Below are 23,340 nucleotides of genomic sequence, written 5' to 3'. Positions count from 1 at the left end.
GCCAACTCGCAAACAGAGCTCGCTTTAACGCGTTGTGTCAACCACTATCCGAATGAAAGCGGGGTCTAAGCAAGAAAGTTGGACATGTGGAAGCAAAAGACACGAAATCTTCGAAACTTACCCAAAGCTCATTTGCACTTGCACCTCGACGGATCTTATCCTGGCTATGCCGTCGAAGCTCTTGCCCGCCGCCGCGGGGTCCATTTCTCTGTCCCGGACAATTTTCCGGATGTATGGTCGTTTTTCGATGCTTACGGGACGGTCCCGAAACTCGCGGAGACCCATGAGGATCTTGCAGGACTTTGCAGGGCGCTCGTTCATTCGGAAGCAGCGGAGGGTGTGGTGTATGCTGAACCCGCGATCGAACCACAGCTTTATTCGCCTCGGCTTGGAAGCTTGGAACAGGTGACGAAAACGATGCTGGCCGCGTTCGGCGAGGCCGGCAAGGACACAGGGGTCGAAGTCGGCGCCCTCCTGACGATCAATACGGACGAAAATTTGGAGATCGCGGAAGACCTGGCTTACGTGGCCGCTCGTCATGCTGGGCGGGGCGTGACCGGGCTCGGGACTGCGGGTTTTGTTGAGCCGGGCAACTTGCGGCGATACCGTTCGTCCGCCAGCATTGCGCAGGCGTCCGGGCTTCCCATTGTAAGCCATGCAGGCCAGACGGGAGGGCCGGAAAGCATTACGGAGGCGCTAGACGAACTGGGCGCGACCCGGATTTCACACGGATTCCGCGCCATTGAATGCACCGAACTGGTTCATCGGCTCGCTGATGAAAAGATCGTATGCGACATGTGTCCGGTCTCTAATCATCGGCTGGGTATCATCTCAAAAGTGGAAGACCATCCGGCGCCCCGCCTGCTGCGGGCCGGAATCCAGATCACACTGAATGCCGACGACCCTCTTTGGTTCAAAGCCGGTATTACTGATCAATACGAAATCGCGAGAAAAAGCTGGGGGCTTTCGGACCCTGAGATCGCGTCGTTCGCGCGCGCCGGCGCGCTTGCCACCGGCATGAGCAGCGGAACAAGGCAGCGCCTCCTGGAGGGCGTGGCAGCGTGGTTGAAGGAGGAGAACAGTCCATGAAGCAGATCATTCTCGGTGCATTCGAGATCAATCAGGTCAACCTCACGAGCCAAGGGCTCTGGGCACACCCGCAACAGAACACGTATCGATACAAGGAATTGAATTACTGGATAGAACTCGCCAGGACGCTGGAGCGCGGATATTTCGACTTCTTGTTCCTCGCCGATTCATACGGATACCCATTACTGAACGGCGAAGTGCCGGCGGTCACGTTCGAGCAGGCGGTCGAGGTTCCGAAGAACGATCCCATGCCCTTGATACCGGCGCTTGCGGCCGCCACCGAAGACCTCAACTTTATCGTCACGACATCGACGTCCTGGGAGCATCCCTACGCCAATGCCCGTCGTTTCGCGACGTTGGACCACCTCACGGCGGGACGGGTCGCGTGGAATGTTGTCACCACAAGTAGCGCCGTCGTATCCAAGCTGTTCGGCACCACGCAACTGCCGCACGATCAGCGATATGCGATGGCCCAGGATTTCCTCGATCTGAGCTACCGCCTCTTCGAAGGTTCATGGGAGGACAGGGCCGTTCTCATTGACAAGGCCAAGCGAATCTACGCGGATCCGCAGTTCGTCCATACAGTCGCGCATGACGGGCCATTCTTCAAATCCGACGGATACTTCAACTCTGAGCCATCACCGCAGAGAACGCCGGTCCTAGTACAGGCGGGGGCCTCGTCCACAGGCCGCGCCTTCGCGGCAGCGAATGCGGAGATCGCCTTCGTTCAGGGCAAGGACGACAAGATGCTCCGCGATCAGATTCAAGATCTGCGCCGACTTGCGGTCGATGCCGGGCGCGACGCTTCGTCGATCAAGGCCATATCCGGGCTCTCGGTGGTGACCGCTCCCACGCAGGCAGAAGCCGAAGAGAAACTCGAGGAATACCTTTCTTGGATCAATCCCGAGGCGGCGCGCGCCTACTATGCCATGATGACGGGGGTCGACCTGTCATCGCTTGATCCGGCGTCCTCGTTCTCGAACGTCACGACGGAGGGCAGCCGCACCCAAGTGGAACGTTATAAGGACATTTCCGTCAAGGAGGCTGTGCTGGACTTCCTGCGCCGCGGGATGCGCGAATTGATTCTCGTGGGCAAGCCAAAAGACGTCGCCGACCAGATTGTCGCGATCCTGGAAACGACTGATCTCGACGGGTTCAACTACACGCCGTTCGTTTCTCCAGGCTCCTATGAGGAACTGGGACAAATGGTTGTGCCAGAGCTTCAGAGGATCGGGATCGTCCGTAGCGAGCGCAGTCGAGGCACATTTCGCGAACGCCTGTTCGGAACGGGACAAAGCAGGCTTCCCGCAAGCCATCCCGCCGCGAAATACCGTAGGGACGGCGACGTCAAGGATGCGAGGAAGGCAGTATGATCAGGGCCGAACTTCCCCCCTACGAAGGCGACACCGCGCATCTTCGTAAGATGTTCTCCTACTTTCCGTCGGGCGTCGTCGCGCTCTTGGCCAACGTTGGCGGAACGCCAAAGGGAATGGTTGCCTCGTCGTTCACTGTTGGAGTTTCCATGGAGCCGCCTTTGGTGTCCTGCGCCATCCGCCGCCAGTCCTCTACGTGGCCCGAACTGAAAGGCGCGCACAGGATTGGCATCTCCGTCTTCGGGGAGGACCAAGGCGAGATGGCAAGACAAATTTCGTCGAAGTCCATCGCTTCTCGGTTCGAGAAGATCCCACTGCGCCACGCGGATTCTTCTGCCCTTTTCATCGCCCAGGCACCCGTGTGGTTCGAATGCAGCTTCGCCGACGAACTCCCGGCGGGTGACCATACGATCGCGCTTCTTGAAGTGCATCGCGGCGGGGCCGATCCCGAGCTGCCCCCGCTGGTGTTCTACGGCTCAACGTTTCGCCAGCTCCAAGTTTCGAGCGCGGACGGCTGACGCCGTTCCGGGAGCGAACGCGCTCGCCCATTTTGCCAGACATATCGACGGACCGGATCAGAGGAAGATCAATTGACAGACCCGCACCAAGCCGCTGCAACCCGCTATGACAACCAAAACTACCGCCGCGTCGGGCGAAGTGGTCTCAAACTGCCGCCCATTTCACTCGGCCTTTGGCAGAATTTCGGAAACGACGTAGCCTTCGGAACCCAGCGTTCGATCATCCTCCGGGCGTTCGACCTCGGCGTCACCCATTTCGACCTGGCGAACAACTACGGTCCGCCGAACGGCAGCGCGGAAACCAATTTCGGCCGCATTCTGAACAACGACCTGCGGGCGTATCGCGACGAGCTGGTCGTCGCGACTAAGGCCGGTTATGACATGTGGCCGGGTCCCTACGGAGAATGGGGCGCGCGCAAGTATCTCCTAGCCAGCCTCGACCAGTCCCTTAAGCGGATGGGACTCGACTATGTTGACATCTTCTATTCGCATCGGTTCGATCCATCGACCCCGCTCGAGGAAACCATGGGTGCGCTCCACCAGGCGGTGGTGTCGGGCAAGGCGCTCTATGCCGGCATTTCTAGCTATTCGGCAGAGCGCACACGAGAGGCAGCCGCCATCCTGAAGTCGCTCGGAACGCCGCTTCTCATCCATCAGCCGTCCTATTCCATGTTCAACCGCTGGATCGAGAGCGACGGCCTTTTGGATGCAACCCAGGAGACGGGGGCCGGCGTGATCGCCTTTTCGCCGCTGGCGCAGGGCCTTCTCACCGGCCGCTACCTCAACGGAGTGCCGGAAGGTTCAAGGGGTGCCCGCCAGGGCTCGCTTCGCCCGGAATTCTTCAATGAGAAGACGATGGGCTGCATCCGGGAACTAAATCGGATTGCCGCCGGCCGCGGCCAGACGCTGGCGCAGCTCGCGCTGTCCTGGACCCTGCGCCGGCCGGCCGTCACCTCCGCCCTTATCGGCGCGTCCAGCACGAAACAGCTCGAGGAAAACTTAGCGGCGGCCGATCGCCTCGATTTCGACGCCGAGGAGCTTGCTCTGATCGACACCTATGCGATCGATCTGGACATTAATCTCTGGCATCGCTCCAGCGAAACCTGATCTGAATCCAAAGAGACTGAGTACGGGTGCCGGGTTTCCGGAACAATCCCGTGCGCACGGAGGTTGACGCAGTGACTATTCTCAACATCGGCTCGATAAACGTCGATACCGTCTATCACGTTCGAAGTCTCCCCATGCCCGGAGAGACCATGACAGCGGGCAAGAAGACGTCAGGGCCTGGCGGCAAGGGCCTCAATCAATCCGTGGCGATCGCAAGGGCCGGCGCGCCGATCAAGCACTTCGGCGCCGTCGGCGATCAGGATCGCTGGCTTGTCGACGCGGTGGTTGATCTGGGCTTGGATGCGTCGTCGATCCGCCTGAGAGCCGATGATACCACCGGCCAAGCCCACGTGTTCCTCGCTGCCGATGGGGAGAACTCGATCGTGCTGGAGCGCGGAGCAAACTTCGGCCTCACCCGCGAAGAAGTCGAGGATGCCGTCGGCCAACTTTTGGCCGGCGATTGGGTGCTTCTGCAAAACGAGACAAATGCAGCGCCCTTTGCCATGGAGGCTGCCAAGTCGCGCGGGCTAAAGGTGGCCTATTCCGCTGCACCCTATGTGCGGGACGACGTAATCCCGCTTCTCGGGAAGGTCGATCTTCTTGCGTTGAATCGGATCGAGTTCGACCAGCTTCTCGGCGAAGTCGGATCGATACGCTCATTGCCGTCAGGCATGGCGCTTCTCGTTACCGGAGGCAGGGACGGCGCGACCTATCGTTCGGGAGACGAAGAATTCAGCATAGGGGCCTTCGACGTCGAAGTCGTAGACACGACCGGCGCCGGAGATACGTTCCTCGGGTATTTCCTTGCGGAAATGCATCTCGGCGCTCCTCCGGTGGATGCATTACGCATGGCTTCAGCCGCAGCAGCGCTGCAAGTCACGCTCATCGGATCGGCCCCCGCGATACCCGCCCGAGCGGATGTTATGGAGTTCCTGAAGGCGCGCACGTCATGAAGCTCATTATCGATACCGATCCGGGCATCGACGACGCCTTTGCCCTCCTTTACGCTCATTCCCATCCGGACGTGGAGGTTAATGGGATCACCACGATATACGGAAACGTGGAAGTGGACGTCGCCACTCGCAACGCGCTATGGCTTGCCGAGCAACTCGGGCTTGATGTGCCCGTCTCGCGCGGCGCCGCAAAGCCGCTCGCGATCGAAAAGGCTCCCAGCCCTGAAGCTATACACGGAGCCTGCGGTTTCGGGCCGCTACCGATGCGAACGCCGAAGGCCGCGGCTGGCGCCCTTGATGCGGCCGATTTCCTAATTGAATCGTGTGGCGCCGCACCTGGCGAGATCACGATCCTCGCCCTCGGACCCCTGACGAACTTGGCTACTGCGCTTAAGCGCGATGCCGGATTCGCAGCCTCAGTACGGGAGGTATGCATCATGGGCGGGGCACTATTCTGTCCTGGCAACGTCACGAGCCTCGCGGAAGCAAACATTTTCGGCGATCCACACGCGGCGGCAGCGGTATATGCAGCGCATTGGCCGATACGGTCGGTCGGGCTCGACGTGACCGACAGTATTCTGGTCACGTCCGGGCAGATCATTGGCCTGGCGACATCGCTGGGCCCGCTTGGGCCGTTCTTCAACACGATTGCGTCCTTCTACGTGGATTTCTACCGCAGGGACCGAGGGGTTCAGGGGGCGGCGTTGCACGACCCTGCGGCGCTGATATCCCTTCTGCACCCCGAGCTTTTCACGTTTACGAGGGGAAAGGTCCTGGTCGACACGGATGGGCCGTCAATCGGAAGAACCAGGCTGGAGCGGGGGTCCGAAAACACCCTTTGCGCAGTTTCCTGCGACACTTCGGCGCTCGTTAAGGAATTCCTACAGGTTTGCAAGAGGTTTTCTGCGCTGGCCGAACCTGCGAAAGGCTCATAAGAACGTTTTGGCGCAGCCCCACGCCTGCGCCGAATTCCCCGCCGAGATGCAAGGTAGCTTATAAGGCCAAATTATAGGAAAGCTCCGAAAAACGTCTCGATTGTTGACATTCGCCAAATTACCTTCGTTGGAAAGAAACACGATGCCTAAAGCCCAAACCACGAGATCGGCTGCCAAACTTCGGGGACACGGACACCTATGAGCCCTAATACCAACCCCGCAACCCGCGCGTCTTCCAAGGTGGTGGGTCTGCAGAATGCTCCGGGGGCCGAACCTTCGATCGCAGATCCCATCATCCAGCTATCAGATGTCACGCTTCAATTCGGCGAATTCAAAGCGTTGCAAGGCGTGAATCTTGCGATCAATCCCGGTGAGTTCTTTACTTTGCTCGGGCCCTCCGGCTGCGGTAAGACAAGTTTGCTTAGGCTTATAGCGGGGTTCCAGTCCCCAACCTCCGGCAATATCGAACTCGACGGGAAGGACGTCACCGCGGTCCCGCCACACCGTCGGCCGATCAACACCGTATTCCAGAACTACGCCCTTTTTCCCCACATGACGGTTGCCCAGAACGTTCGTTTCGGTCTCGAAATGCTGGGCTGGGACGGCGGGGCGGCGGACGCGAGGGTACCCGAGGTTCTGTCCCTCGTAGGAATGAATGGCTTCGCCACTCGCCGTCCGGACGCCCTTTCGGGTGGACAGCAGCAGCGGGTAGCCCTTGCAAGGGCGTTGGCGCCCAAACCTCGTGTTCTCCTGCTAGACGAGCCGATGTCCGCCCTCGACCTGAAGCTTCGAAAGGAGACGCAAAACGAGCTGAAACGCCTTCATCGCGAAGCTGGCATCACGTTCATCCTGGTTACCCACGACCAGGAGGAGGCACTGACGCTTTCGGACCGGATTGCGGTTCTCCGCTGGGGCGAGATCAAGCAGGTCGGGTCTCCGGAGGAGATCTACTGTTCGCCGGCTAATTCCTATGTCGCCGACTTCATCGGCGAGGCAAATCTGATCAGGACGCAATTGCTAGGAGTGTCGGGTGACGGGATGGTGATGGTTCGGCCGGAAGACATTTCTCTCGCGAACGCAGGCGAGAGCGGCCGGATTTCGGGTATCGTCGCCGACGTTCGCTTCTTAGGCAGTGGGATTGAGTTTGTCGTCCGCACCGCAGACGGAGAACTGCTGAGGGCGCGGTCGGCCGGCGCAGGCAGATTGCCCGAGTTCAGAAGTTTGATCGGAGCGGATGTCCGGCTCACATGGCCCGAATCCGCGCAGCAGACACTGGGGGGCTGAATGATGAGAACACATTCGCCGTTCCTCCTGACCGTCCCCGCGCTGATCGTCCTCACCGTATTCATGCTGGTTCCACTCGGATTTGGAGTAGCCTATTCGTTCCTGACCGCAGGCCCCTATGGAGGCGCAGAGCTGCCGCTCACGCTCGAGCCTTACCGGAAGATCCTTTTCGAACGGGACTTTGACGAAAGTCTCTATTTCACGACCACCTACATCTCGATTATCGCGCGATCGGTAATTCTTGCAGGGGCTGCGGCGCTCCTGTGCGCCGTCCTTGGCTTTCCCGTCGCCTGGTTCATCACCTGCCGTTCGCCGAAGTGGCAGGGCATCCTGATCTTCGTTGTCACGCTCCCTTTCTGGGTAAACAGTCTAGTTCGAACCTATTGCTGGGTTCTTCTCCTGCGGGACCAGGGGCTGATCAACAACGGACTTCAAGAACTGGGCCTAACATCCGCCCCGTTAGGGCTGATGTACAACGACGGAGCTACCCTGCTGGGCCTCGTCTACAATTTCCTGCCTTTCATGATTTTGCCGGTCTACGCCGCCCTCGAACGGCTTGATCCCCGTCTGATCGAGGCCGCGCACGATCTCTATGCAAGCCGGGTGTCGGTGTTCAGGAGGATAATCGTGCCGCTCGCCGCGCCGGGCATGATGGCGGGAAGCCTGATGGTATTCGCACCAGCGCTTGGCTACTTCCTCGTTCCGGATCTGCTAGGCGGCGGCAAGAGCCTCATGATTGGAAACCTCATCCAGATGGCCTTTACGAGCAGTCGCGATTGGCCTTTCGGATCGGCCCTCTCCACGGTCGTCACCGCCGGTGTCATGGCCTTCATCGTCGTCAGCGCCCTTCGTGGCAAGAAGAGGAACGCCACATGAGACACGGCTTCGACTGGCGCAGAACGCCAGGTTTCGGTACCTATACCGCCTGCATCTTCTTTTTTCTCTATGCGCCACTCGTCGTTCTGGTTGCATATTCCTTCAACGGCGGGTCGCTCGTGACGGTGTGGGGCGGCGCGAGTTTGAAGTGGTTTGCCGCCGTCGCCGTCAACCGCGATATACAGGCCGCGGCCCTCAATAGCGTCATCATCGCGGCCGCTGCCACGTTCGCCGCGACATCGCTCGGAACATTGGCGGCGGTGGGAATGGAGAGGTCTGCGCAGCGGTCTTCCGGTGTGATGTCGTCCCTGTTCGCGCTCCCACTGCTCGTGCCCGAGATCGTCACGGCCGTCACGACCTTGATCTTCTTTTCAAGCCTCAATTTGCGCCTCGGCCTCATGAATCTGATCGTCGCCCACACCGTATTCTGCATTCCGTTTGCCATGATGCCGGTGCGAGCCAGAATGAAGGGTCTCGGCGATCTCTGGGAAAATGCAGCAAGAGATCTTTACGCGCCGCCCTTTAAGGTGTTGACCCGCGTGACGATCCCGCTGCTCCGCCCTGCCATCTTCAGCGGCGCCATCCTTTCCTTTGTGGTCTCGCTCGACGACTTCGTGATCAGCGCGATGGTCGGAGACGCAGGGACTACGACCCTTCCGGTCTATGTCTACGGCATGATTCGGCGCGGCATCACGCCGGAAGTGAATGCCGCCTCCACCATCCTTCTGGTTATCTCGATCGTGCTGGCGGCCGTCGGGCAGTACCTGAACCGTCAGGCAATATCGAAGTCGTAGCGATCCCCATCGTCATAGAAAGCCGGGATCGATGCGTTCTGAAACATGTCCAATCAACAAAAAGGGGAATGTAATGGAAAACACAGAATTTACGATCGGGGCTAGCGTGATGACGGTGGCGCTGTTGCTTGGAATAGCAACACAGGCGCATGCCGAAGAAAAGGTTCTGCGCATGTTTAACTGGGGCGGCTACACCGCTCCCGACCTTGCGGCCAAGTTCGAGAAAGAAACCGGTATCAAGGTGTCCATCGACACTTATGACAGTAATGAAACGCTCCTTGCGAAGCTCTCTGCCGGTTCGGCCGGCTACGACATCGCTGTGGCTTCGGCGGACTTCATCCCGATCCTGATTTCTCAAGCACTGGTGCAGCCTATCGACGCTACCGGCATGCAGAACTATGCTAATCTTGCGCCCGAGTGGAAGTCCCGCGAATGGGATCCGGGCAACGTCTATTCAGTCGTTTGGAACTGGGGAACGACGTCGGCCGTTGTGGATTCGGAAGCGTACAAGGAGCAGGTAGTTTCGCTGGGCACGATCTTCGAACCTCCCGCGGAGCTGCAAGGAAAAATTGGCATGTCTGGCGCAATGAGCGAAGTCATTTCGCTGGCTCTAGTCTATCTGGGAAAGCCGCAGTGCACGGCGGAACTGGACGATCTCAAGGCGCTCTCGACACTGCTGGAAAACCAGAAGCCCGCCGTCAAGACATATGACGCTTCAGGTATCGCCGAGCGGCTCGGTTCGGGTGAGCTCGTCGCATCACAGGCATGGAGCGGTGCGGCCTATCAGGCACGTCAGCAGCGACCGTCGCTGACCTACATCTATCCGAAGGAAGGTGTCTACGGATGGGCGGACAGCGTCGTCATTCCGAAGACGGCGGAGCATCCGGAAAACGCCAAGCTTTTTGTCAACTTCCTGATGAATCCCGAAAATGCTGCGATCCTGTCGGATTTCACGGGCTCACAGAATGGTGTCACGGGCAGCGCGAACTATATGACAAAGGTCTTGGCCGAGGCACCTGAACTCAATCCTCCGAAGGATACGAAAATCTACTTCGGAAAGCTGTGTTCCGACGCGGCCATCAAGGCCTACAATCGGATCTGGACGAAGTTGCGCGGATGACAAGGTAGGGGGCAAGGGGACCACGATGTATCATCGAAGAGTGCTCTCGCCCCCTCCGCATTCAGTTCGCTGAGTGTCCTAGCGTGATCGTCTTGTAAAGAAGCCGGCGCCCGAGAGCCGCGGGATCTCCCGATGCTTATGCGCAAGTCACTTGATCTATCTGTACGTTGCGTGACCGCTTTCGTTTATTGCGCGCCAGAAGTAGTCAGACAGCTTTCGGCCCCAAATCAGCCATTGCGAGGGCAAGTAGATGCCCGTCCACGGAAATTCGGCGCGAACTTATCGGCCAAACGACGGGGTCGGCGGTTCGAGTCCTTTCAAGGCGGCGGGGCCTGAGGAATGCCGAGCAGGTCAGATGAGCGCGGGTTTGGCATGTGTTGACCGGCCTCCGGCAGCCCTCCGCTGTTGGCAACTGCAAGGCGCTGGGGCCAGTCGCAGGCGCGTGTGGTTTCTGTGGACATCAGACCATTAGAGACACCTTAAAGGAAGAGGTGTACGACTATAGAGGTCACTATAGCATTCAAGCCCATTGCGATGCCCGAAAACAACCCTGCAACCGGGTTCACCGCGAAGGCTCGCGCAGTACCTATCCCGTGGGATGCTAATCCGACCGCGAAACCCCGGGCGCCGTAATCACGCACACCCAGTGCATTCATCATCGGGGTGACAACGATCGCTCCGCAGATTCCGGTGAGAACGACCACCGTAGCAGTCAAAGACGGATCGCCGGCCAAACTTTCGGATATCGCCATGGCGACTGCGGCGGTCGTGGATTTCGGCGCGAGCGAAGCCGTAATCAACTGAGGAAATCCAAACGCCTCGCTCAGGAGGATCGTGGATCCTACCGCCGTCAGGCTTCCGACCGTTAAGGCGACGATCATCGGCAACAGATTCCGCCTCACGAGTGCCAATTTTTCGTAGAGCGGGATCCCCAGAGCGACCGTCGCTGGCCCAAGGAGAAAGTGAATGAACTGCGCACCTTCGAAATATCGTTGGTAGTCGATGCCGGTCAGGTAGAGGATGGCCGCTATAGTTACGATCGACATAAGCGTCGGATTGAACAGCGGATTGCCGGGCCTCAGTCCGGCAAGGAACGTTGCGAAGATCCATATCACCAAGGTACCGCTTAGCCAAAGCAGCGGCGAGGTTGCGAGGTAGACCCACAAACCGTCACTCATCAGACGCACCTCCAAAGATCCGCTTCGCAAGGACGAACGACCACACCGTGACGGCAAGGGTGATTACCGTCGACACGACAATGAGCGCGAGCAGGGCGAGCCCGTGCGCGACCAAAACGTCGATATGCTTCACGATGCCAACGCCAGCGGGAATGAATAAAATCCCGAGGTTTGCCAAAATCGCTTTCGAGGTGGCGATCGTCTGGCTTTGAGTGCTCTGTACGCGTTGCCACTTCGCCATCGTCAAAAGCGCAATAGCTATCAGTGCCATCCCCAAGACCGGACCGGGTACGAGACCACCCGTCTCATAGGCCAGGATTTCACCGACGAGCTGGAAGGTGAGGAGCGTTGCAATGCCGACGATCATGATCGTGCCTCCTGGCCCAGGACGGGGCGCGATCTATCCCCGCCAGATGCTGCACTGGTAGAACCCGCCGCCCTGTGCAGCAAGGTTTCGACATCACAAGCTTATGAGACTCCAGCTCGCCTTACTCAATTTTACCCACAATGCCCTCTGCTTTGCCGCCGCCTTTGTCGATCATCGCGTATTTCCTTTCTTGTGGTTCACCAGGGATACGGAGTGGTGGATCTGGAACCATCGGTATTTCCAAGGGAGGAAAAGCATGCATTCGACGATAGGCACTTTTTACAGAAGCGCGCGCCATGCAGCCAAAGGCTGTTTCATGGGCACTGCGCTGCTTGCGACGTCTGTTGCGGTAGCAAACTCTGCCGCCGCGGCCGAAATGAACTGGCGACAGTTCGAGGGCACCACGATCACATGGGCCTACGACATTCATCCGTATGCTGACGCCCTCAGCGCGGAACTTCCGGAATTCGAGAAGCTGACCGGGATCAAGGTAACGCCCGAACTCTATCCGGACGACTCCTACTGGAGTAAAATGACGATCCAGCTCACGACGAAATCTCCTGCGTGGGACGTCTTCGGTACGGGCATCCAGCCGGCATGGGATCTCGCACCGAGCGGTGCTATCGAGCCGCTGAACAAGTATCTCAACGATCCGACACTCACCGATGCGTCCTACGACTACAATGACTTCTTCCCGGCACTGCGTTCCGCGCTGACCTGGAAGATGGAAGATGGTCAGATCGCGCCAGGAGAAGGCGGCGAAGTCTGGGCAATTCCACACGCGTTCGAGAACATCCAGCTGTTCTATCGCAAGGACATCCTCGACAATTACCAGATCGCGGTACCAACCACTCCTCCGGAGATGGCAGCTGCCTGCGAAAAGCTGAAGGCAGCCGATCCAAAGATCACCCCCCTTGGCGTTCGCGGGGTTCGCTTCTGGAGCAGCATCCACACCGCCGCCGTTTCCATCGCGCAGTCCTATGGTGTGAAGGATTGGGTCATGAAGGATGGCAAGCTGGACACCGGTCTCGACTCGCCAGAGTCCATCGCGTTCCACAAAGACTACGTTGATATGATCAAGAAGTGCGCAGCGCCGTCCTTCGCCAATGATAACTGGTACCAGGTCGTCGACGGGATTTCTTCTGGACGCACAGCGATGGCGATCGACTCCAACATGTTCGGCTTCTGGAACGACGTGAAGGGTCAGCCCGCTTCGGGGAAGATCGCATTCGCTCCGCCGCTCCATGCTCCGAATGCCAAGTCCTTCAACTCCAACATTTGGATCTGGTCGCTCGCCATGAACGCTGCGTCCGAGAAAAAGGGCGCTGCCTGGCTCTTCATGCAGTGGGCGACGTCGAAGAAGGTAACACTGGCGGGCGCCGTCACTGGCAAACTCGTCAACCCTCCGCGTACGTCAACCTGGGCTGACAAGGCTTGGATCGATTACGCGTCCCAGCCAGAGTTCAACAACTTCGTCGAAAGCTTCAAAACCACTCAGGACCAAGCGGCCCTGGCATTCACGCCACGAGTAGGTTTCGGCGAAGCGATGAACGCCTGGGCCGTCGCCATGCAGAAGATGGTCAACGGTGACGATGTCGAAACCACCCTCCATGCGCTGGCGGAAGAAGTCCGCGCGGGCCTCTGAGAACGGACGGGGTGGCGGCGCGGCCGCCACCCCTCCTCCAGGACGAATGGAGAATGCCATGACATCTCACGTTTCGAAGGTGGTATCGCTGCGATCCGAAGCACCGTCGGCCCCAACTTTCCAGGCAGCGGAGACGGAAAACGCGGAACGCAAGGTCGATTGGGTAAGCCTGCTTGTCATCGCTCCTGCGATACTGATCCTGCTAGGTTTTCTCGCTCTTTTTTTCTACGGCGTCTATCAGTCTCTCACCGACATGCGCCTTGGCCGACCGGTGGTCCGTTTCGTTGGCTTTGCCAATTACATCGCGCTCATGAAGACGAGCGACTTCTGGAATTCCGTGCGGGTGACCGTCGTCTATGCCTTGTCCACGGTGTTCATCGAGGCACTGATCGGTTTGGCGATCGCGAAGCTCTTTGCAACCGGCGTAACGCTGGCGCGCTGGCTGCGGCCGTTCATCCTCCTTCCACTGGTTCTTCCGCCGATGAGCGTGGCCTTGATGTGGACGACCATGATGAACCCTCAGAGTGGCATCCTGAACTACTTTTTCTCGCTTGTCGGAATGGGACCCTTCTCATGGATTTCCAGTCCCACCACCGCCTTGATCTCCATCATTCTGATCGATGTCTGGACCTACACGCCATTTTTTGCCCTGATCATTTTCGCCGGGCTTCAGGGGATTACCGATGACTTGCGAGAGGCCGCGCGCATCAACGGTGCGAGATCCTGGGCAACCTTCATCAATATCGAGCTGCCGCTTGTAGCACCCTATATCCTCATTGCGGCCGTCTTCCGCCTCATCGAATCCTTCAACCAATTCGACATCATCTTCGGAACGACCCAGGGAGGCCCTGGCAATTCGACCTCCGCACTTTCAGTTCAAGCCTACATCTCGGCGTTTCAAAACCTGACGTTCGGTCGGGGGGCGGCGATGATGGTCGTGAACTGGCTGATCGTCCTGATCGGAGCAACACTGATGGTCAGAGCCTGGCAGGCGGTCCGCCGCCGGGTGAACTGAGGGATAAACTCATGGACTTTACACGCAAACCAATCACAACCCTCGTGCTGAACGTCCTGGTGGCGATCTGTGCCCTGGTCCTCGCTTTCCCGCTGCTCTGGATCGTCATGATGTCGCTCAAGGACCAGAACGAGGTGATGGCCTGGCCGCCGACGTTCTTGTTCACTCCGACGCTGGAAAACTTCCGGGTGCTATTCGATGTCGCCCAGGCCGGTGCGACCAGCTACGGAACCATCAAGGTCGACTTCCTGACGCCGATCATCAACAGCGTGGTCGTCTCGCTTGGATCGGTCGTCGTCTCGCTTATCGTCGGTGTTCCCGCAGGATACGTCCTCGCCCGCCGCGAGGTACCCTTCAAGGAAGACATCGCGTTTTTCATTCTTGGGTTCCGGTTCGCACCCGTTCTTCTCGTCGTCATCCCGCTCTTCAATCTCTTCCAGTCGATGGGCCTGTATGACACCTATTTCGGGATGATCTGGGTCTACCAGGTGATCACCCTTCCAATGATCGTCTGGCTGAGCCGCTCCTATGTCGAGGACATTCCGAAGGATATTGAGGAAGCGGCCGCCATCGACGGCGCAAAGCCTGTCCGCGTCGTTTTTCATATCGTGCTTCCGCTGCTGAAGCCCGGTCTGATCGGCGCATCGCTGCTCGTGTTCCTGCTTGCCTGGCACAACTTCGCGCTCGGCTTGATGTTGAGCTCGACCAAGGCGCCCGTAACCGTAGCTCTTCTCAAACTGCTCAATCCGGGCGTTCAATTCTACCCGGTGATGGCAGCAGGACTTGTGGTCACGATGATCGTGCCGGTTATCCTGATCGTGTTCGGTCAACGTCATCTCGAACGCGGCCTCACCTTCGGAGCGGTCAAATGAGTACGCGCCCTCTGATATTCTTTGGCACAACCAACCTGGACTTCTGCTTCAACGTCGAGCGTCTGCCCACGCCGGGCGAGAGCCTCATCGGATCTCTGGTTCGAAACGCAGGCGGCAAAGGCGCCAATCAGGCCGTTGCTGCCGCCAAGCTCGGCCTCAAACCACGGCTTTTCACAAGGCTCGGTGATGACGAAGCCGGCGTCGAACTTCTGCGTTCGCTGGTCAATGCAGGCGTCGATACGCAAGCTGTCCAGACCGCCTCGGGCGAAGTTTCTGGGTCAGCCCTCGTCATGGTTGGCGACGACGGCGGAAACATGATCGTCATCGATCCCGGCGCGAACGCGAATTTAACGCCTGACATGATCGAGGGCGCCGCGCACTACATCCAGAATGACGCGATCGTCGTCGCCGAAATGGGTCTCCCCACGGCTGCCCTTGAGCGGTTGTTTGCCATGAAGGAAGAACGCGGGTTCACCTTGATCTTCAACCCCGCGCCCGTCCGGCACGGCTTGACACAGGACGCGTGGTCAAAGGTGGACTTTGTCACGCCGAACGAGTCCGAGGCATATGAGCTGACCGGCATTGAAATTGTGTCGATGGAGGCAGCAGCCGAGGCTGCGAACGCCTTGCTGGCGCTCGGCCCCAAGGCCGCTCTTATAACGCTTGGCGAACGCGGGGCCTACTTCTCTGACGGCAATCAGACGTTCCTCGTGCCGGCTTTCCCGGTCGTCGTCGTCACGACTGCAGCGGGAGACGCCTTCAACGGTGGATTTGCCGCAGCACTTGCGTCCGGCACCCCAATCCGCGACGCAGTTCGGCAAGCCATGGCAGTTGCGGCCCTTTGTGTCACCCGCAGGGGCGCCCAGCAGGCCATGCCATCGGTCGCCGAAGTGGACGAATTTCTCAATCACAAAACTCTCATGGAGATATAATGACCAATTCCCTTTTCACGATGTCGGGCAAAACGGTCCTCGTCACCGGTGCAGGCGGCGGTATCGGCGCCGCGATCACGGCTGCGTTCCTGGAGAGCGGCGCGACGGTCATCGCGACCGATGCGAATAAGGATGCGCTCGACAAAACGCTTGCTACGGTTGAGGGTGGAGATCGCGTCGTAGCGCTGGCGATGGACGTTACAAGCGAGCCGGACATCGGCCGGGTGATGGACACGGTTGCCGAGCGGTTTGGCCGTATCGACGTGCTTGTGAACAATGCGGGCATAAAATCCGGTGAAACGCTTTTGTCTGGCGACAAGGCAAAGATCGACCGGACCATGGAAATCAACTCGGGGGCAGTTCTGTTGTGCTCGAAGCTGGTGGTCAACCGTTTCATGAAGGATGGCGGCGGGCGCATCGTCAACATCGGATCTTCGCTTTCCTCCCAAGGCGCCGTGTTCAACTACCAGGCAGGCGGCGCCGACTACTGCTTCTCGAAAGCCGTTGTCCATGACCTGACCAAGCTCCTGGCCTACGAGTGCGCACCATTCGGGATCAACGTGAACGGCGTCGCACCTGGCATTATCGACACACCTATGCACGGTCGTCCTCGCGAGGAGACGGAAGCGCGTCACGCTGGGAGAATTCCGCTCGGCCGAGTGGGTACGCCCGAGGACGTGGCAGGTCTGGCCGTCTTTCTGTCGACGCCCGCAGCGACATACATCACGGGACAGATCGTGCATGTGAACGGCGGGATGTTGATGAATGGATAAGCTGCAATCTGCCTGGCCGGTTATCCGGGGCGTCGTGTCGGACCTCGATGGCGTGGTCTACCGTGGCAAGACCCCGATCGAAGACGCGGTCGAGGTCTTCAAGCGTTGGAAAGCGGACGGGATCCCGTACTGCTTCGTGACTAACAACTCGACGCACACGGCAGAGGACGTCGTGGCCAAGCTCGTTTCGTTCGGCCTCGATGCCACTCTGGACGACGTCGTCACCTCGGCGGTGACGGCTGCCCAGATCGTCCGGCAGAGGTTTCCCGATGGAACACGAGTCTATGTTATCGGCGCGCCGTCTTTAAAGAAGGCCATCTCCGAAGCCGATCTTGAAATCACCGACAAGGATCCGTCCGTCGTCGTCATGGGTCTCGACCGCGAAATCAGCCATGAAAAGCTTCGGATTGCGGTCGACGCTATTTTGAAGGGTGCGGTGCTGATCGGGACAAATCCCGATCTTCTGTTGCCGACGCCGACGGGTTTCGAGCCGGGCGCCGGCGCAATCCTGACCGCCGTTGCAACAGCGGCGCGTGTCCGCCCAATCATCGTTGGCAAGCCGGAAGTTCATATGATCGAGGCGGCGCTCAAGCGGCTTGGGACCCATCGCTCTTCGACCCTGATGATCGGCGATCAGATACCGACGGACATCCAGGCGGGAAAGAAGGCTGGGCTCTGCTCCGTGCTCGTCACGACGGGAGTGCCGCCGGTGGAAGACGCGAGCCTGCTGCCACCCGACTTCACCATCGCAACGCTTAAGGAAATACCGGTCACGCGCTGAGGAGGCGTACGACCCATCTAAAAGGAGGAACACATGGCCGACGTCCAACTCGAGGGCATTCGAAAGAAATATGGCAGTCTCGAGATCCTTCGTGACATCGATCTCGAGATCGAGCATGGCGAGTTCGTGGTCTTCGTAGGTCCGTCCGGATCCGGCAAGTCGACGCTGCTGAGGATGATCGGTGGGCTCGAGCAGATCTCAGGCGGCACGCTGAAGATCGATAGCAAGGTCGTGAACCGCGTCGACGCCGCAGACCGGAACCTGGGGATGGTCTTCCAAAGCTACGCGCTTTATCCGCACCTCACTGTCCGCGACAATCTGGCGTTTCCTCTGCGGATGGCGAAAGTGAAGAAAGCGGAGATCGCCGCGAAGGTCAACGACGCCGCAAAGCTCCTGCAGATCGAACATCTGCTGGACCGAAAGCCCAAGCAGCTATCAGGCGGCCAACGTCAGCGGGTCGCTATTGGCCGAGCGATCGTCAGGGAGCCAAAAGTCTTCCTCTTCGACGAGCCGCTCTCCAACCTCGACACCGAACTGCGCGTGCAAATGCGGGTCCAGATTGCCAAACTCCATCGCCAGCTCGGCAACACGATGATCTATGTGACGCACGACCAGGTCGAGGCGATGACCATGGCGGACAAGATAGTCGTGCTGAAGGATGGCCGCATTGAGCAGGTCGGCAGCCCGCACGATCTCTATCATCGACCGGCTACTGAATTCGTCGCAGGCTTCATTGGTTCCCCCCGCATGAACTTCCTTCCGAGCCAGGTTCTTTCCAGGAATGACGGTCAGGTGGAGGTTGCAGTCGCTTCCAACGGTCACTGGCTGCCCGTTGATGACACCGCTGTGGATCCCGGGGCAAAAGTCACGCTCGGCGTCCGGCCCGACGACTTCATCTCGCCGTCAGGAAATGCTGGCGAACTGATCCTCGACATCGATGTCGACTTCGTCGAACACCTTGGCAGCGCGACCTACCTATACGGCACTGCTCTGGGAGAAAGCGTCGTCGCCCGATCCCCTGGAGACCATTTCCATGTCGGAAGGCAGGGGCAGGTTTCATTGGCCGTTGCCGCATCGGATTGTCATGTCTTCGGAGACGACGGCAAGGCGCTTCCGAGACTTCAGGCCCCGAAAAGCTGGAGTTGAAACTTCGTGCTGGATAGCCGATCCTGCTGACGTCGAAACACAGGATTTTTTGCCATATCCGGGCTCAGACAGTTTTTGAATGATTCAAGGTCGTTCTTGCTTGGGGCCGCAATTGGCTCCGGCATGACGGCGCGCGCCGCCGAGCGGGCCGGAGCCGACTTTGTCCTGGCCCTCAACGCCGGCCGCTTTAGAGCGATGGGCGGATCGTCGCCGGCGTCTATCCTTCCCTTGCGGGAGAGCAACGCGTTCGTGGAGGGTTTTGGCCGCTCCGAAATCCTCCGCAGCACACGCCTCCCTGTCTTCTTCGGCGCCTGCACGTTCAATCCTGCGTTGGACCTCGATGCATTTCTCGATCGGCTCAAGAGATGGGGTTTTGCCGGCGTCACGAACTTTCCGTCCGTGATACATCTCGATGAACCGAGGCGTGCGATCCTGGAAGACAACCAGCTCGGTTATCAGCGCGAGGTCGAGCTTCTCATGAAGGCTCAGCAACGGGGGATGATGACCATCGCCTACACACGCACGCAGAGCGAGGCAAGGCGCATGGTCGAGGCGGGCGTCGAAGCGATTGCCATGAACTTCAACCTCAATCCTGCAGAGACCGCCCAGTCGGCGTCATCGATAGGTCTTGCTGAACTGGCTACAAGAACAAGGGATATCGCAAGGACCGTCCATAGTATCGACCGTAATGTCGTCTGCCTGCTTGGAGGCGGTCCGATCACCAAGCCCGAAGAACTGATGGATGTCTGCAGGGAAACCGGAACGCAGGGCTTCATCGGCGGGTCTTCGCTCGACCGGGTGCCACTCGAAACGTCCGTTCTGGAAATGACGTCCGGCTTTAAGACCATCAACGTCCTACGCGAAAAGGTCGATCTTCTTGAGCGCCAGCTTCAGCTCAACGGCTACAGGCACGGCGTCATCGCGCGGTCGGCCACCATGAACAAGGCGCTCGACGCAGCGAAAAGACTGGCAGCCGGAAGCAATCCCGTTCTGATCGTCGGAGAAACCGGCGCTGGCAAACGAAGGGTCGCTTCCCTCGTTCACTCTTTCGGTAGTCGCAAACATCGGAAACCCGTCATGTTCCCCTGCCGCCCGACGCCCGGAAGTCAGAATGCGGTCGCGCTTTTCGGATTGGAAGCCGACAAGGATACGCGACGCAGGATTTCTGTGCTTGAGACAGCCGCGGAAACATCACTCGTCATTCTCCATGTTCATGACCTTTCGCCAGGAGAGCAGGACAAGCTCGCGGATCTCCTGGAAACTGGAACCTATACCGCCCAGAACGGCGCGACCACGAACCGGGCCGAGGCCAAGATCATTGCGACCTGTACGATCCCTGCTCGAAGCCGTCCCTCGGACTGGCCCATCACCGCGCGCCTGCGGGAGGCTTTTGCTGGGCTTGCGATCGTGCTTCCACCAATGCGGGATCGCCTGGAGGACCTTCCGGCGCTGATCCATCATTTTACGATCGAGACGAAAGGAAATGCGTCGGCAGGCGCGCTAGCGATCGAGAATTCTGCATTTCTCGCTCTCGCGAGCCATTCATGGCCCGGCAATGTTCGAGAACTCCGCCATGTGGTTGAACAATTGGCCATCCTGCCTGCCGACGTCTTGATCGCTGCGGATCACATCCGATCGGTTCTCGGCGTCGAGCCTGCGATCCAGGAACCGACAAATCTTTCCGAGCGCGAGTGGATCATCGACGCCTTGCGGCGCAACAAACTGCATCGAGGCAAGACGGCGCGGGCTCTCGGGCTCTCGAGAAAGACGCTCTACAACAAGATCAGGAAGCTACGGATTCTGGAGTAGCGCAGACTGCGGAGTTGAACGAAAGGATCGGGGGCAGCCCTTGACGATCAACATTAAGCGCCGGCTCGAGGTCGAGTTCCAGTTTGTTGCTGACAGGTTGCCTGAGAGATGACACAGGCACGTTGAAGATCGCATTGAGCAAACCCGACAGCCGCTGCTCCACGTTCCTTATTTCTTCCATGCGCGGCGCGGCATACACCAGCCCAAATCCGACGTCGTGGAACCACTTCATCCGATCTATCTCGATCGTGTTGCCTTCATCTGTCGATGTCTGAACCTGCTTCACTTCCAACAGGGAGGCTGGAGGAAAATTGACAACTCCGGCGAAGCCTCGCTCCGCGAGCAGATCGCCCAGGTCTTCCCACAGGGTGAACGGATCAATCATCATGACGGCCGCGTAGCAGTTGGGGCCTACCGGGCGCTTAAGCTCGGTCAGCGCTTTCACAAGCTCGGCGTTCCAGTCGACGACAGGGAGTGTCGCCAGTACTAAAGGATCCCCGCTCTGAAGGACGCCGAGCGCTGGCGCAAAAATTATACCGTCGCTGGGAGTGCCATCGTGATCAATGCGCTCCCAATGTTTCGCTCGCCCAACGATCGCCCATGTACCCAACTTTACCCATCTCCCGTGTTGCCCGCGGTTCTTCATGTCAGGAGCACCGGCTATTCGTTCTCAAGATTGCTCAGGAAGCGAGCGGATACAAGGGAGGATCAAATGTCAGAGTTACCCCGCTCTCGGAGGTGGTCGTCGAGCCGCGCCGGGATCCTTTCCCAATGAGCAGCTCTGTATCACCTACGGACGCGATCGCCATTGTAGCCACGATGGATACAAAGAATGCGGAGGTGTCCTTCGTTTCGGACATGATCGCAAAGTCCGGTAGAGAAATCGTGCTTGTCGACGTCGGGACGACGGCATCCGCCCCAGATCGATCGAACGATCCGGCAAGCCTTCTCACTGCGATTGCACAAAGTGCCCGTGTTTCGGTACGCGGAATGTACGAGGCCGGGCGCATCAGCGCAGTGATTGGTATAGCGGGAGGCAAAGGCAGTGGAGTGTTCGGAGAAGTCGTAGCGGATCTTCCGTACGGTTTTCCCAAACTCCTCGTATCGAGCGCGCGACCGGCACTTCTCGCGGAACTGGCCAAAACAAACGACATCCTCCTTTATCCGACCCTTGTGGACTTGTTTGGTATAAACGGATTCACGTCACGAATTCTCACCAATGCAGCGCACGCCATTGCCGCGATGCGCTATTCGCCGCGACAAGAGGCCCGGCGCTCGATCGTCGCGATTTCGGCATTCGGCGTGACAACGCCCGCGGTAGACCGGTGCGTCCGCCTCCTCGCAGATCAGAATGTCGAAGCCATCGTATTTCCTGCAAACGGCGCCGGAGGGCGCAAGTTGGAAGCGCTTATCGAAGACGGCGAATTCGACGCCGTTCTCGATCTGACCACCACTGAACTTGCAGACGAACTTTTGGGCGGGAAAGCCAGCGCCGGTGCGAAGAGACTGACTGCGGCTGGCCTGAAGGGTATCCCCCAGCTCATCGCGCCAGGCGCCGTCGACATGGTCAATTTCGGGGTACCCTCGAGCGTGCCTGGGAAATATGCCGGCCGAAAGTTCTACTCACACACACCCTACACAACTCTCATGCGGACCACGCCCGATGAGACGCGAGAGATTGGTCGCTGCACTGGCACCAAGTTGGGTGAAGCGCTTGGACCTGTGTGCGTGCTGTGGCCAGCCCGAGGCGTCTCTGATTACGACCGGGAAGGTGGCGCCTTTCACGATCCAGAAGCGAACAAGGCTTGGCTCGAAGGTCTGAAGAGCACGCTCCCAGATAATGCCACCCTTCTGGAAGTTCCCTTCCATATCAATGAGCCAGGCTTTGCCGATGCAGCGGTCGATTGGCTTGTCAAAAATCTGAAAAGCGAGGTGGTTTCAAATGAGAATGTTTGAACGGACGGAAATCCTGGCGGCCATCGCGCAGCAGACGGCGAAGGGAAACGCCATTCTCGCTGCGGGAAGCAGCTGTGGACTGGTCGCCAAATGTGCGGCACTTGGCGGCGCCGACATGCTGGTCGTCTACAGCACGGGTCTTTCACGTTTGATGGGCCTTCCAACGAGCCGCATCGGTGACTCCAACGCTCGAACGATCGAGATGGCGGAGGAAATCCGCAACGTCGTCTCGGATATTCCGGTTATCGGAGGGATCGAAGCCTGGGATCCTGTGCGCCTCGACCTCGACCGACTGCTCGATAAGTTCTGGGCTGCCGGCTACTCCGGGGTTATCAACTATCCGACCATCTCGACCATGGGCGACAAGTGGCGCGACCGAAGAGGGCGCGTCGGACTCGGCTTCGAGCGAGAGGTCGAGATGATCAGGTTGGCCAGGCAGAAGAACATCTTCACGATGGCCTACGTCGCCTCCGCCGACGACGCGGCGGCTATGACCGACGCGGGCGCCGACTGCATCGTCCCCCACGTAGGAGCGACGCGCGGAGGATTGGTCGGCCACGACGAGGGCCAGGCGATCCAGGAAGCGATCCTAAAGATCAACAAGATCAATGACGCGGCCAGAGCTGTTCGTTCCGATGTCATCCTTCTCGCCCATGGCGGCGCCGTTGCCGAGCCGGAGGACACGGCAGAGGTCTATCGCCACACTGGCTGTGTCGGCTTCGTTGGCGCCTCATCGATTGAACGAATTCCCATCGAACGAGCCGTCATGGCCGTTGCGAAGGCATTCAAGTCTGTGCCCGTTCCGCGCTCCTGAACC

Annotated in this window: 23 protein-coding genes; 20 read left to right on the top strand and 3 right to left on the bottom strand. The window is 58.9% G+C overall.

The genetic code is table 11. The annotated features are described in order from the left end of the window. Positions 1 to 84 precede the first annotated feature (84 nt). The 10 genes from add to GB927_RS21575 all read left to right on the top strand — a co-directional run bounded on the left by add (position 85) and on the right by GB927_RS21575 (position 10,049). A complete protein-coding gene (gene add / locus GB927_RS21620) occupies positions 85 to 1,089 on the top strand; it encodes an adenosine deaminase (RefSeq protein ID WP_256119279.1) in 1,005 nt (334 codons plus the stop codon). Then, complete coding sequence (locus GB927_RS21615; protein ID WP_256119278.1) at positions 1,086 to 2,462, top strand: NtaA/DmoA family FMN-dependent monooxygenase; 1,377 nt, start codon at positions 1,086 to 1,088, stop codon at positions 2,460 to 2,462. Before add ends, GB927_RS21615 begins: the two co-directional genes overlap by 4 nt. After that, positions 2,459 to 2,980 carry a flavin reductase family protein gene (locus GB927_RS21610; protein WP_256119277.1) on the top strand — a complete coding sequence of 174 codons (522 nt, stop codon included), beginning with the start codon at positions 2,459 to 2,461 and terminating at the stop codon, positions 2,978 to 2,980. The genes GB927_RS21615 and GB927_RS21610 overlap by 4 nt, the downstream gene beginning before the upstream one ends. A 72-nt stretch (positions 2,981 to 3,052) precedes the next feature. Further along, the gene (gene mgrA / locus GB927_RS21605) at positions 3,053 to 4,087 is read left to right on the top strand and encodes an L-glyceraldehyde 3-phosphate reductase (protein ID WP_256119276.1); all 1,035 of its coding nucleotides are present in this window, start codon (positions 3,053 to 3,055) and stop codon (positions 4,085 to 4,087) included. A 71-nt stretch (positions 4,088 to 4,158) separates the two neighbouring features. Next, a complete protein-coding gene (locus GB927_RS21600) occupies positions 4,159 to 5,040 on the top strand; it encodes a ribokinase (RefSeq protein ID WP_256119275.1) in 882 nt (293 codons plus the stop codon). After that, positions 5,037 to 5,975, top strand: coding sequence for a nucleoside hydrolase (locus GB927_RS21595; protein ID WP_256119274.1), 939 nt, complete (start codon positions 5,037 to 5,039; stop codon positions 5,973 to 5,975). Before GB927_RS21600 ends, GB927_RS21595 begins: the two co-directional genes overlap by 4 nt. A 198-nt stretch (positions 5,976 to 6,173) precedes the next feature. After that, positions 6,174 to 7,259, top strand: a complete 1,086-nt coding sequence (locus GB927_RS21590; RefSeq protein ID WP_256119273.1) for an ABC transporter ATP-binding protein — start codon at positions 6,174 to 6,176, stop codon at positions 7,257 to 7,259. Further along, entirely contained in the window at positions 7,260 to 8,135 is an 876-nt protein-coding gene (locus GB927_RS21585) for an ABC transporter permease (RefSeq protein WP_256119272.1), read from the top strand. Further along, positions 8,132 to 8,929 (top strand): ABC transporter permease, encoded by a 798-nt coding sequence (locus tag GB927_RS21580; RefSeq protein WP_256119271.1) that lies wholly within the window; start codon positions 8,132 to 8,134, stop codon positions 8,927 to 8,929. The genes GB927_RS21585 and GB927_RS21580 overlap by 4 nt, the downstream gene beginning before the upstream one ends. A 73-nt stretch (positions 8,930 to 9,002) precedes the next feature. Further along, a complete protein-coding gene (locus tag GB927_RS21575) occupies positions 9,003 to 10,049 on the top strand; it encodes an extracellular solute-binding protein (RefSeq protein WP_256119270.1) in 1,047 nt (348 codons plus the stop codon). Between the two features lie 479 nt (positions 10,050 to 10,528). Here the strand turns inward: GB927_RS21575 and GB927_RS21570 are convergent, their stop codons facing one another. Both GB927_RS21570 and GB927_RS21565 read right to left on the bottom strand, forming a co-directional pair. After that, positions 10,529 to 11,227 carry an LrgB family protein gene (locus tag GB927_RS21570; protein ID WP_256119269.1) on the bottom strand — a complete coding sequence of 233 codons (699 nt, stop codon included), beginning with the start codon at positions 11,225 to 11,227 and terminating at the stop codon, positions 10,529 to 10,531. Further along, positions 11,220 to 11,594, bottom strand: coding sequence for a CidA/LrgA family protein (locus GB927_RS21565; RefSeq protein WP_256119268.1), 375 nt, complete (start codon positions 11,592 to 11,594; stop codon positions 11,220 to 11,222). The genes GB927_RS21570 and GB927_RS21565 overlap by 8 nt, the downstream gene beginning before the upstream one ends. Positions 11,595 to 11,850: 256 nt before the next feature. Between GB927_RS21565 and GB927_RS21560 the strand changes: the two genes are divergently transcribed. From GB927_RS21560 to GB927_RS21525, 8 genes are all read left to right on the top strand, one after another. Continuing rightward, positions 11,851 to 13,239, top strand: coding sequence for an extracellular solute-binding protein (locus GB927_RS21560; RefSeq protein WP_256119267.1), 1,389 nt, complete (start codon positions 11,851 to 11,853; stop codon positions 13,237 to 13,239). A gap of 58 nt (positions 13,240 to 13,297) precedes the next feature. Continuing rightward, positions 13,298 to 14,254 (top strand): carbohydrate ABC transporter permease, encoded by a 957-nt coding sequence (locus GB927_RS21555; protein ID WP_256119266.1) that lies wholly within the window; start codon positions 13,298 to 13,300, stop codon positions 14,252 to 14,254. A 110-nt stretch (positions 14,255 to 14,364) separates the two neighbouring features. After that, on the top strand, positions 14,365 to 15,126 hold the full coding sequence (locus GB927_RS21550) for a carbohydrate ABC transporter permease (RefSeq protein WP_256119265.1): 762 nt from the start codon (positions 14,365 to 14,367) through the stop codon (positions 15,124 to 15,126). Continuing rightward, complete coding sequence (locus tag GB927_RS21545) at positions 15,123 to 16,058, top strand: ribokinase (protein ID WP_256119264.1); 936 nt, start codon at positions 15,123 to 15,125, stop codon at positions 16,056 to 16,058. Before GB927_RS21550 ends, GB927_RS21545 begins: the two co-directional genes overlap by 4 nt. Beyond that, complete coding sequence (locus GB927_RS21540) at positions 16,058 to 16,831, top strand: SDR family NAD(P)-dependent oxidoreductase (RefSeq protein WP_111161110.1); 774 nt, start codon at positions 16,058 to 16,060, stop codon at positions 16,829 to 16,831. Before GB927_RS21545 ends, GB927_RS21540 begins: the two co-directional genes overlap by 1 nt. Continuing rightward, a complete protein-coding gene (locus GB927_RS21535; RefSeq protein WP_256119263.1) occupies positions 16,824 to 17,612 on the top strand; it encodes an HAD-IIA family hydrolase in 789 nt (262 codons plus the stop codon). Before GB927_RS21540 ends, GB927_RS21535 begins: the two co-directional genes overlap by 8 nt. Before the next feature lie 33 nt (positions 17,613 to 17,645). Then, complete coding sequence (locus tag GB927_RS21530) at positions 17,646 to 18,758, top strand: ABC transporter ATP-binding protein (RefSeq protein ID WP_256119262.1); 1,113 nt, start codon at positions 17,646 to 17,648, stop codon at positions 18,756 to 18,758. 75 nt (positions 18,759 to 18,833) lie between these two features. Then, positions 18,834 to 20,567 carry a phosphoenolpyruvate hydrolase family protein gene (locus GB927_RS21525; RefSeq protein WP_256119261.1) on the top strand — a complete coding sequence of 578 codons (1,734 nt, stop codon included), beginning with the start codon at positions 18,834 to 18,836 and terminating at the stop codon, positions 20,565 to 20,567. Here GB927_RS21525 and GB927_RS21520 read toward each other — a convergent pair. Then, positions 20,542 to 21,213 (bottom strand): hypothetical protein, encoded by a 672-nt coding sequence (locus GB927_RS21520; protein WP_256119260.1) that lies wholly within the window; start codon positions 21,211 to 21,213, stop codon positions 20,542 to 20,544. The two genes, GB927_RS21525 and GB927_RS21520, sit on opposite strands and share 26 nt — an antisense overlap. Before the next feature lie 125 nt (positions 21,214 to 21,338). Between GB927_RS21520 and GB927_RS21515 the strand changes: the two genes are divergently transcribed. Further along, on the top strand, positions 21,339 to 22,523 hold the full coding sequence (locus GB927_RS21515; RefSeq protein ID WP_256119259.1) for a Tm-1-like ATP-binding domain-containing protein: 1,185 nt from the start codon (positions 21,339 to 21,341) through the stop codon (positions 22,521 to 22,523). Beyond that, complete coding sequence (locus tag GB927_RS21510; protein ID WP_256119258.1) at positions 22,510 to 23,337, top strand: phosphoenolpyruvate hydrolase family protein; 828 nt, start codon at positions 22,510 to 22,512, stop codon at positions 23,335 to 23,337. Before GB927_RS21515 ends, GB927_RS21510 begins: the two co-directional genes overlap by 14 nt. The last annotated feature ends 3 nt before the right edge of the window (positions 23,338 to 23,340 follow it).

The organism is Shinella lacus, assembly GCF_010994755.1.
GTDB classification, from domain to species: Bacteria; Pseudomonadota; Alphaproteobacteria; order Rhizobiales; family Rhizobiaceae; genus Shinella; species Shinella lacus.
The sequence above is the reverse complement of the archived record's forward strand: the minus strand, read 5'-3'. Positions and strand labels throughout refer to the sequence as shown.

Bases quoted from the DNA above. Each gene is read 5' to 3' on its own strand.
- GB927_RS21570 (WP_256119269.1), bottom strand. From the start codon at position 11,227: ATGAGTGACGGTTTGTGGGTCTACCTCGCAACCTCGCCGCTGCTTTGG.
- GB927_RS21595 (WP_256119274.1), top strand. From the start codon at position 5,037: ATGAAGCTCATTATCGATACCGATCCGGGCATCGACGACGCCTTTGCC.
- GB927_RS21515 (WP_256119259.1), top strand. From the start codon at position 21,339: ATGAGCAGCTCTGTATCACCTACGGACGCGATCGCCATTGTAGCCACG.
- GB927_RS21560 (WP_256119267.1), top strand. From the start codon at position 11,851: ATGCATTCGACGATAGGCACTTTTTACAGAAGCGCGCGCCATGCAGCC.
- GB927_RS21615 (WP_256119278.1), top strand. From the start codon at position 1,086: ATGAAGCAGATCATTCTCGGTGCATTCGAGATCAATCAGGTCAACCTC.
- GB927_RS21585 (WP_256119272.1), top strand. From the start codon at position 7,260: ATGATGAGAACACATTCGCCGTTCCTCCTGACCGTCCCCGCGCTGATC.
- GB927_RS21540 (WP_111161110.1), top strand. From the start codon at position 16,058: ATGACCAATTCCCTTTTCACGATGTCGGGCAAAACGGTCCTCGTCACC.
- GB927_RS21535 (WP_256119263.1), top strand. From the start codon at position 16,824: ATGGATAAGCTGCAATCTGCCTGGCCGGTTATCCGGGGCGTCGTGTCG.
- add (WP_256119279.1), top strand. From the start codon at position 85: ATGTGGAAGCAAAAGACACGAAATCTTCGAAACTTACCCAAAGCTCAT.
- GB927_RS21580 (WP_256119271.1), top strand. From the start codon at position 8,132: ATGAGACACGGCTTCGACTGGCGCAGAACGCCAGGTTTCGGTACCTAT.
- GB927_RS21550 (WP_256119265.1), top strand. From the start codon at position 14,365: ATGTCGCTCAAGGACCAGAACGAGGTGATGGCCTGGCCGCCGACGTTC.
- GB927_RS21510 (WP_256119258.1), top strand. From the start codon at position 22,510: ATGAGAATGTTTGAACGGACGGAAATCCTGGCGGCCATCGCGCAGCAG.
- GB927_RS21530 (WP_256119262.1), top strand. From the start codon at position 17,646: ATGGCCGACGTCCAACTCGAGGGCATTCGAAAGAAATATGGCAGTCTC.
- GB927_RS21555 (WP_256119266.1), top strand. From the start codon at position 13,298: ATGACATCTCACGTTTCGAAGGTGGTATCGCTGCGATCCGAAGCACCG.
- GB927_RS21590 (WP_256119273.1), top strand. From the start codon at position 6,174: ATGAGCCCTAATACCAACCCCGCAACCCGCGCGTCTTCCAAGGTGGTG.
- GB927_RS21565 (WP_256119268.1), bottom strand. From the start codon at position 11,594: ATGATCGTCGGCATTGCAACGCTCCTCACCTTCCAGCTCGTCGGTGAA.
- GB927_RS21610 (WP_256119277.1), top strand. From the start codon at position 2,459: ATGATCAGGGCCGAACTTCCCCCCTACGAAGGCGACACCGCGCATCTT.
- GB927_RS21575 (WP_256119270.1), top strand. From the start codon at position 9,003: ATGGAAAACACAGAATTTACGATCGGGGCTAGCGTGATGACGGTGGCG.
- GB927_RS21545 (WP_256119264.1), top strand. From the start codon at position 15,123: ATGAGTACGCGCCCTCTGATATTCTTTGGCACAACCAACCTGGACTTC.
- GB927_RS21520 (WP_256119260.1), bottom strand. From the start codon at position 21,213: ATGAAGAACCGCGGGCAACACGGGAGATGGGTAAAGTTGGGTACATGG.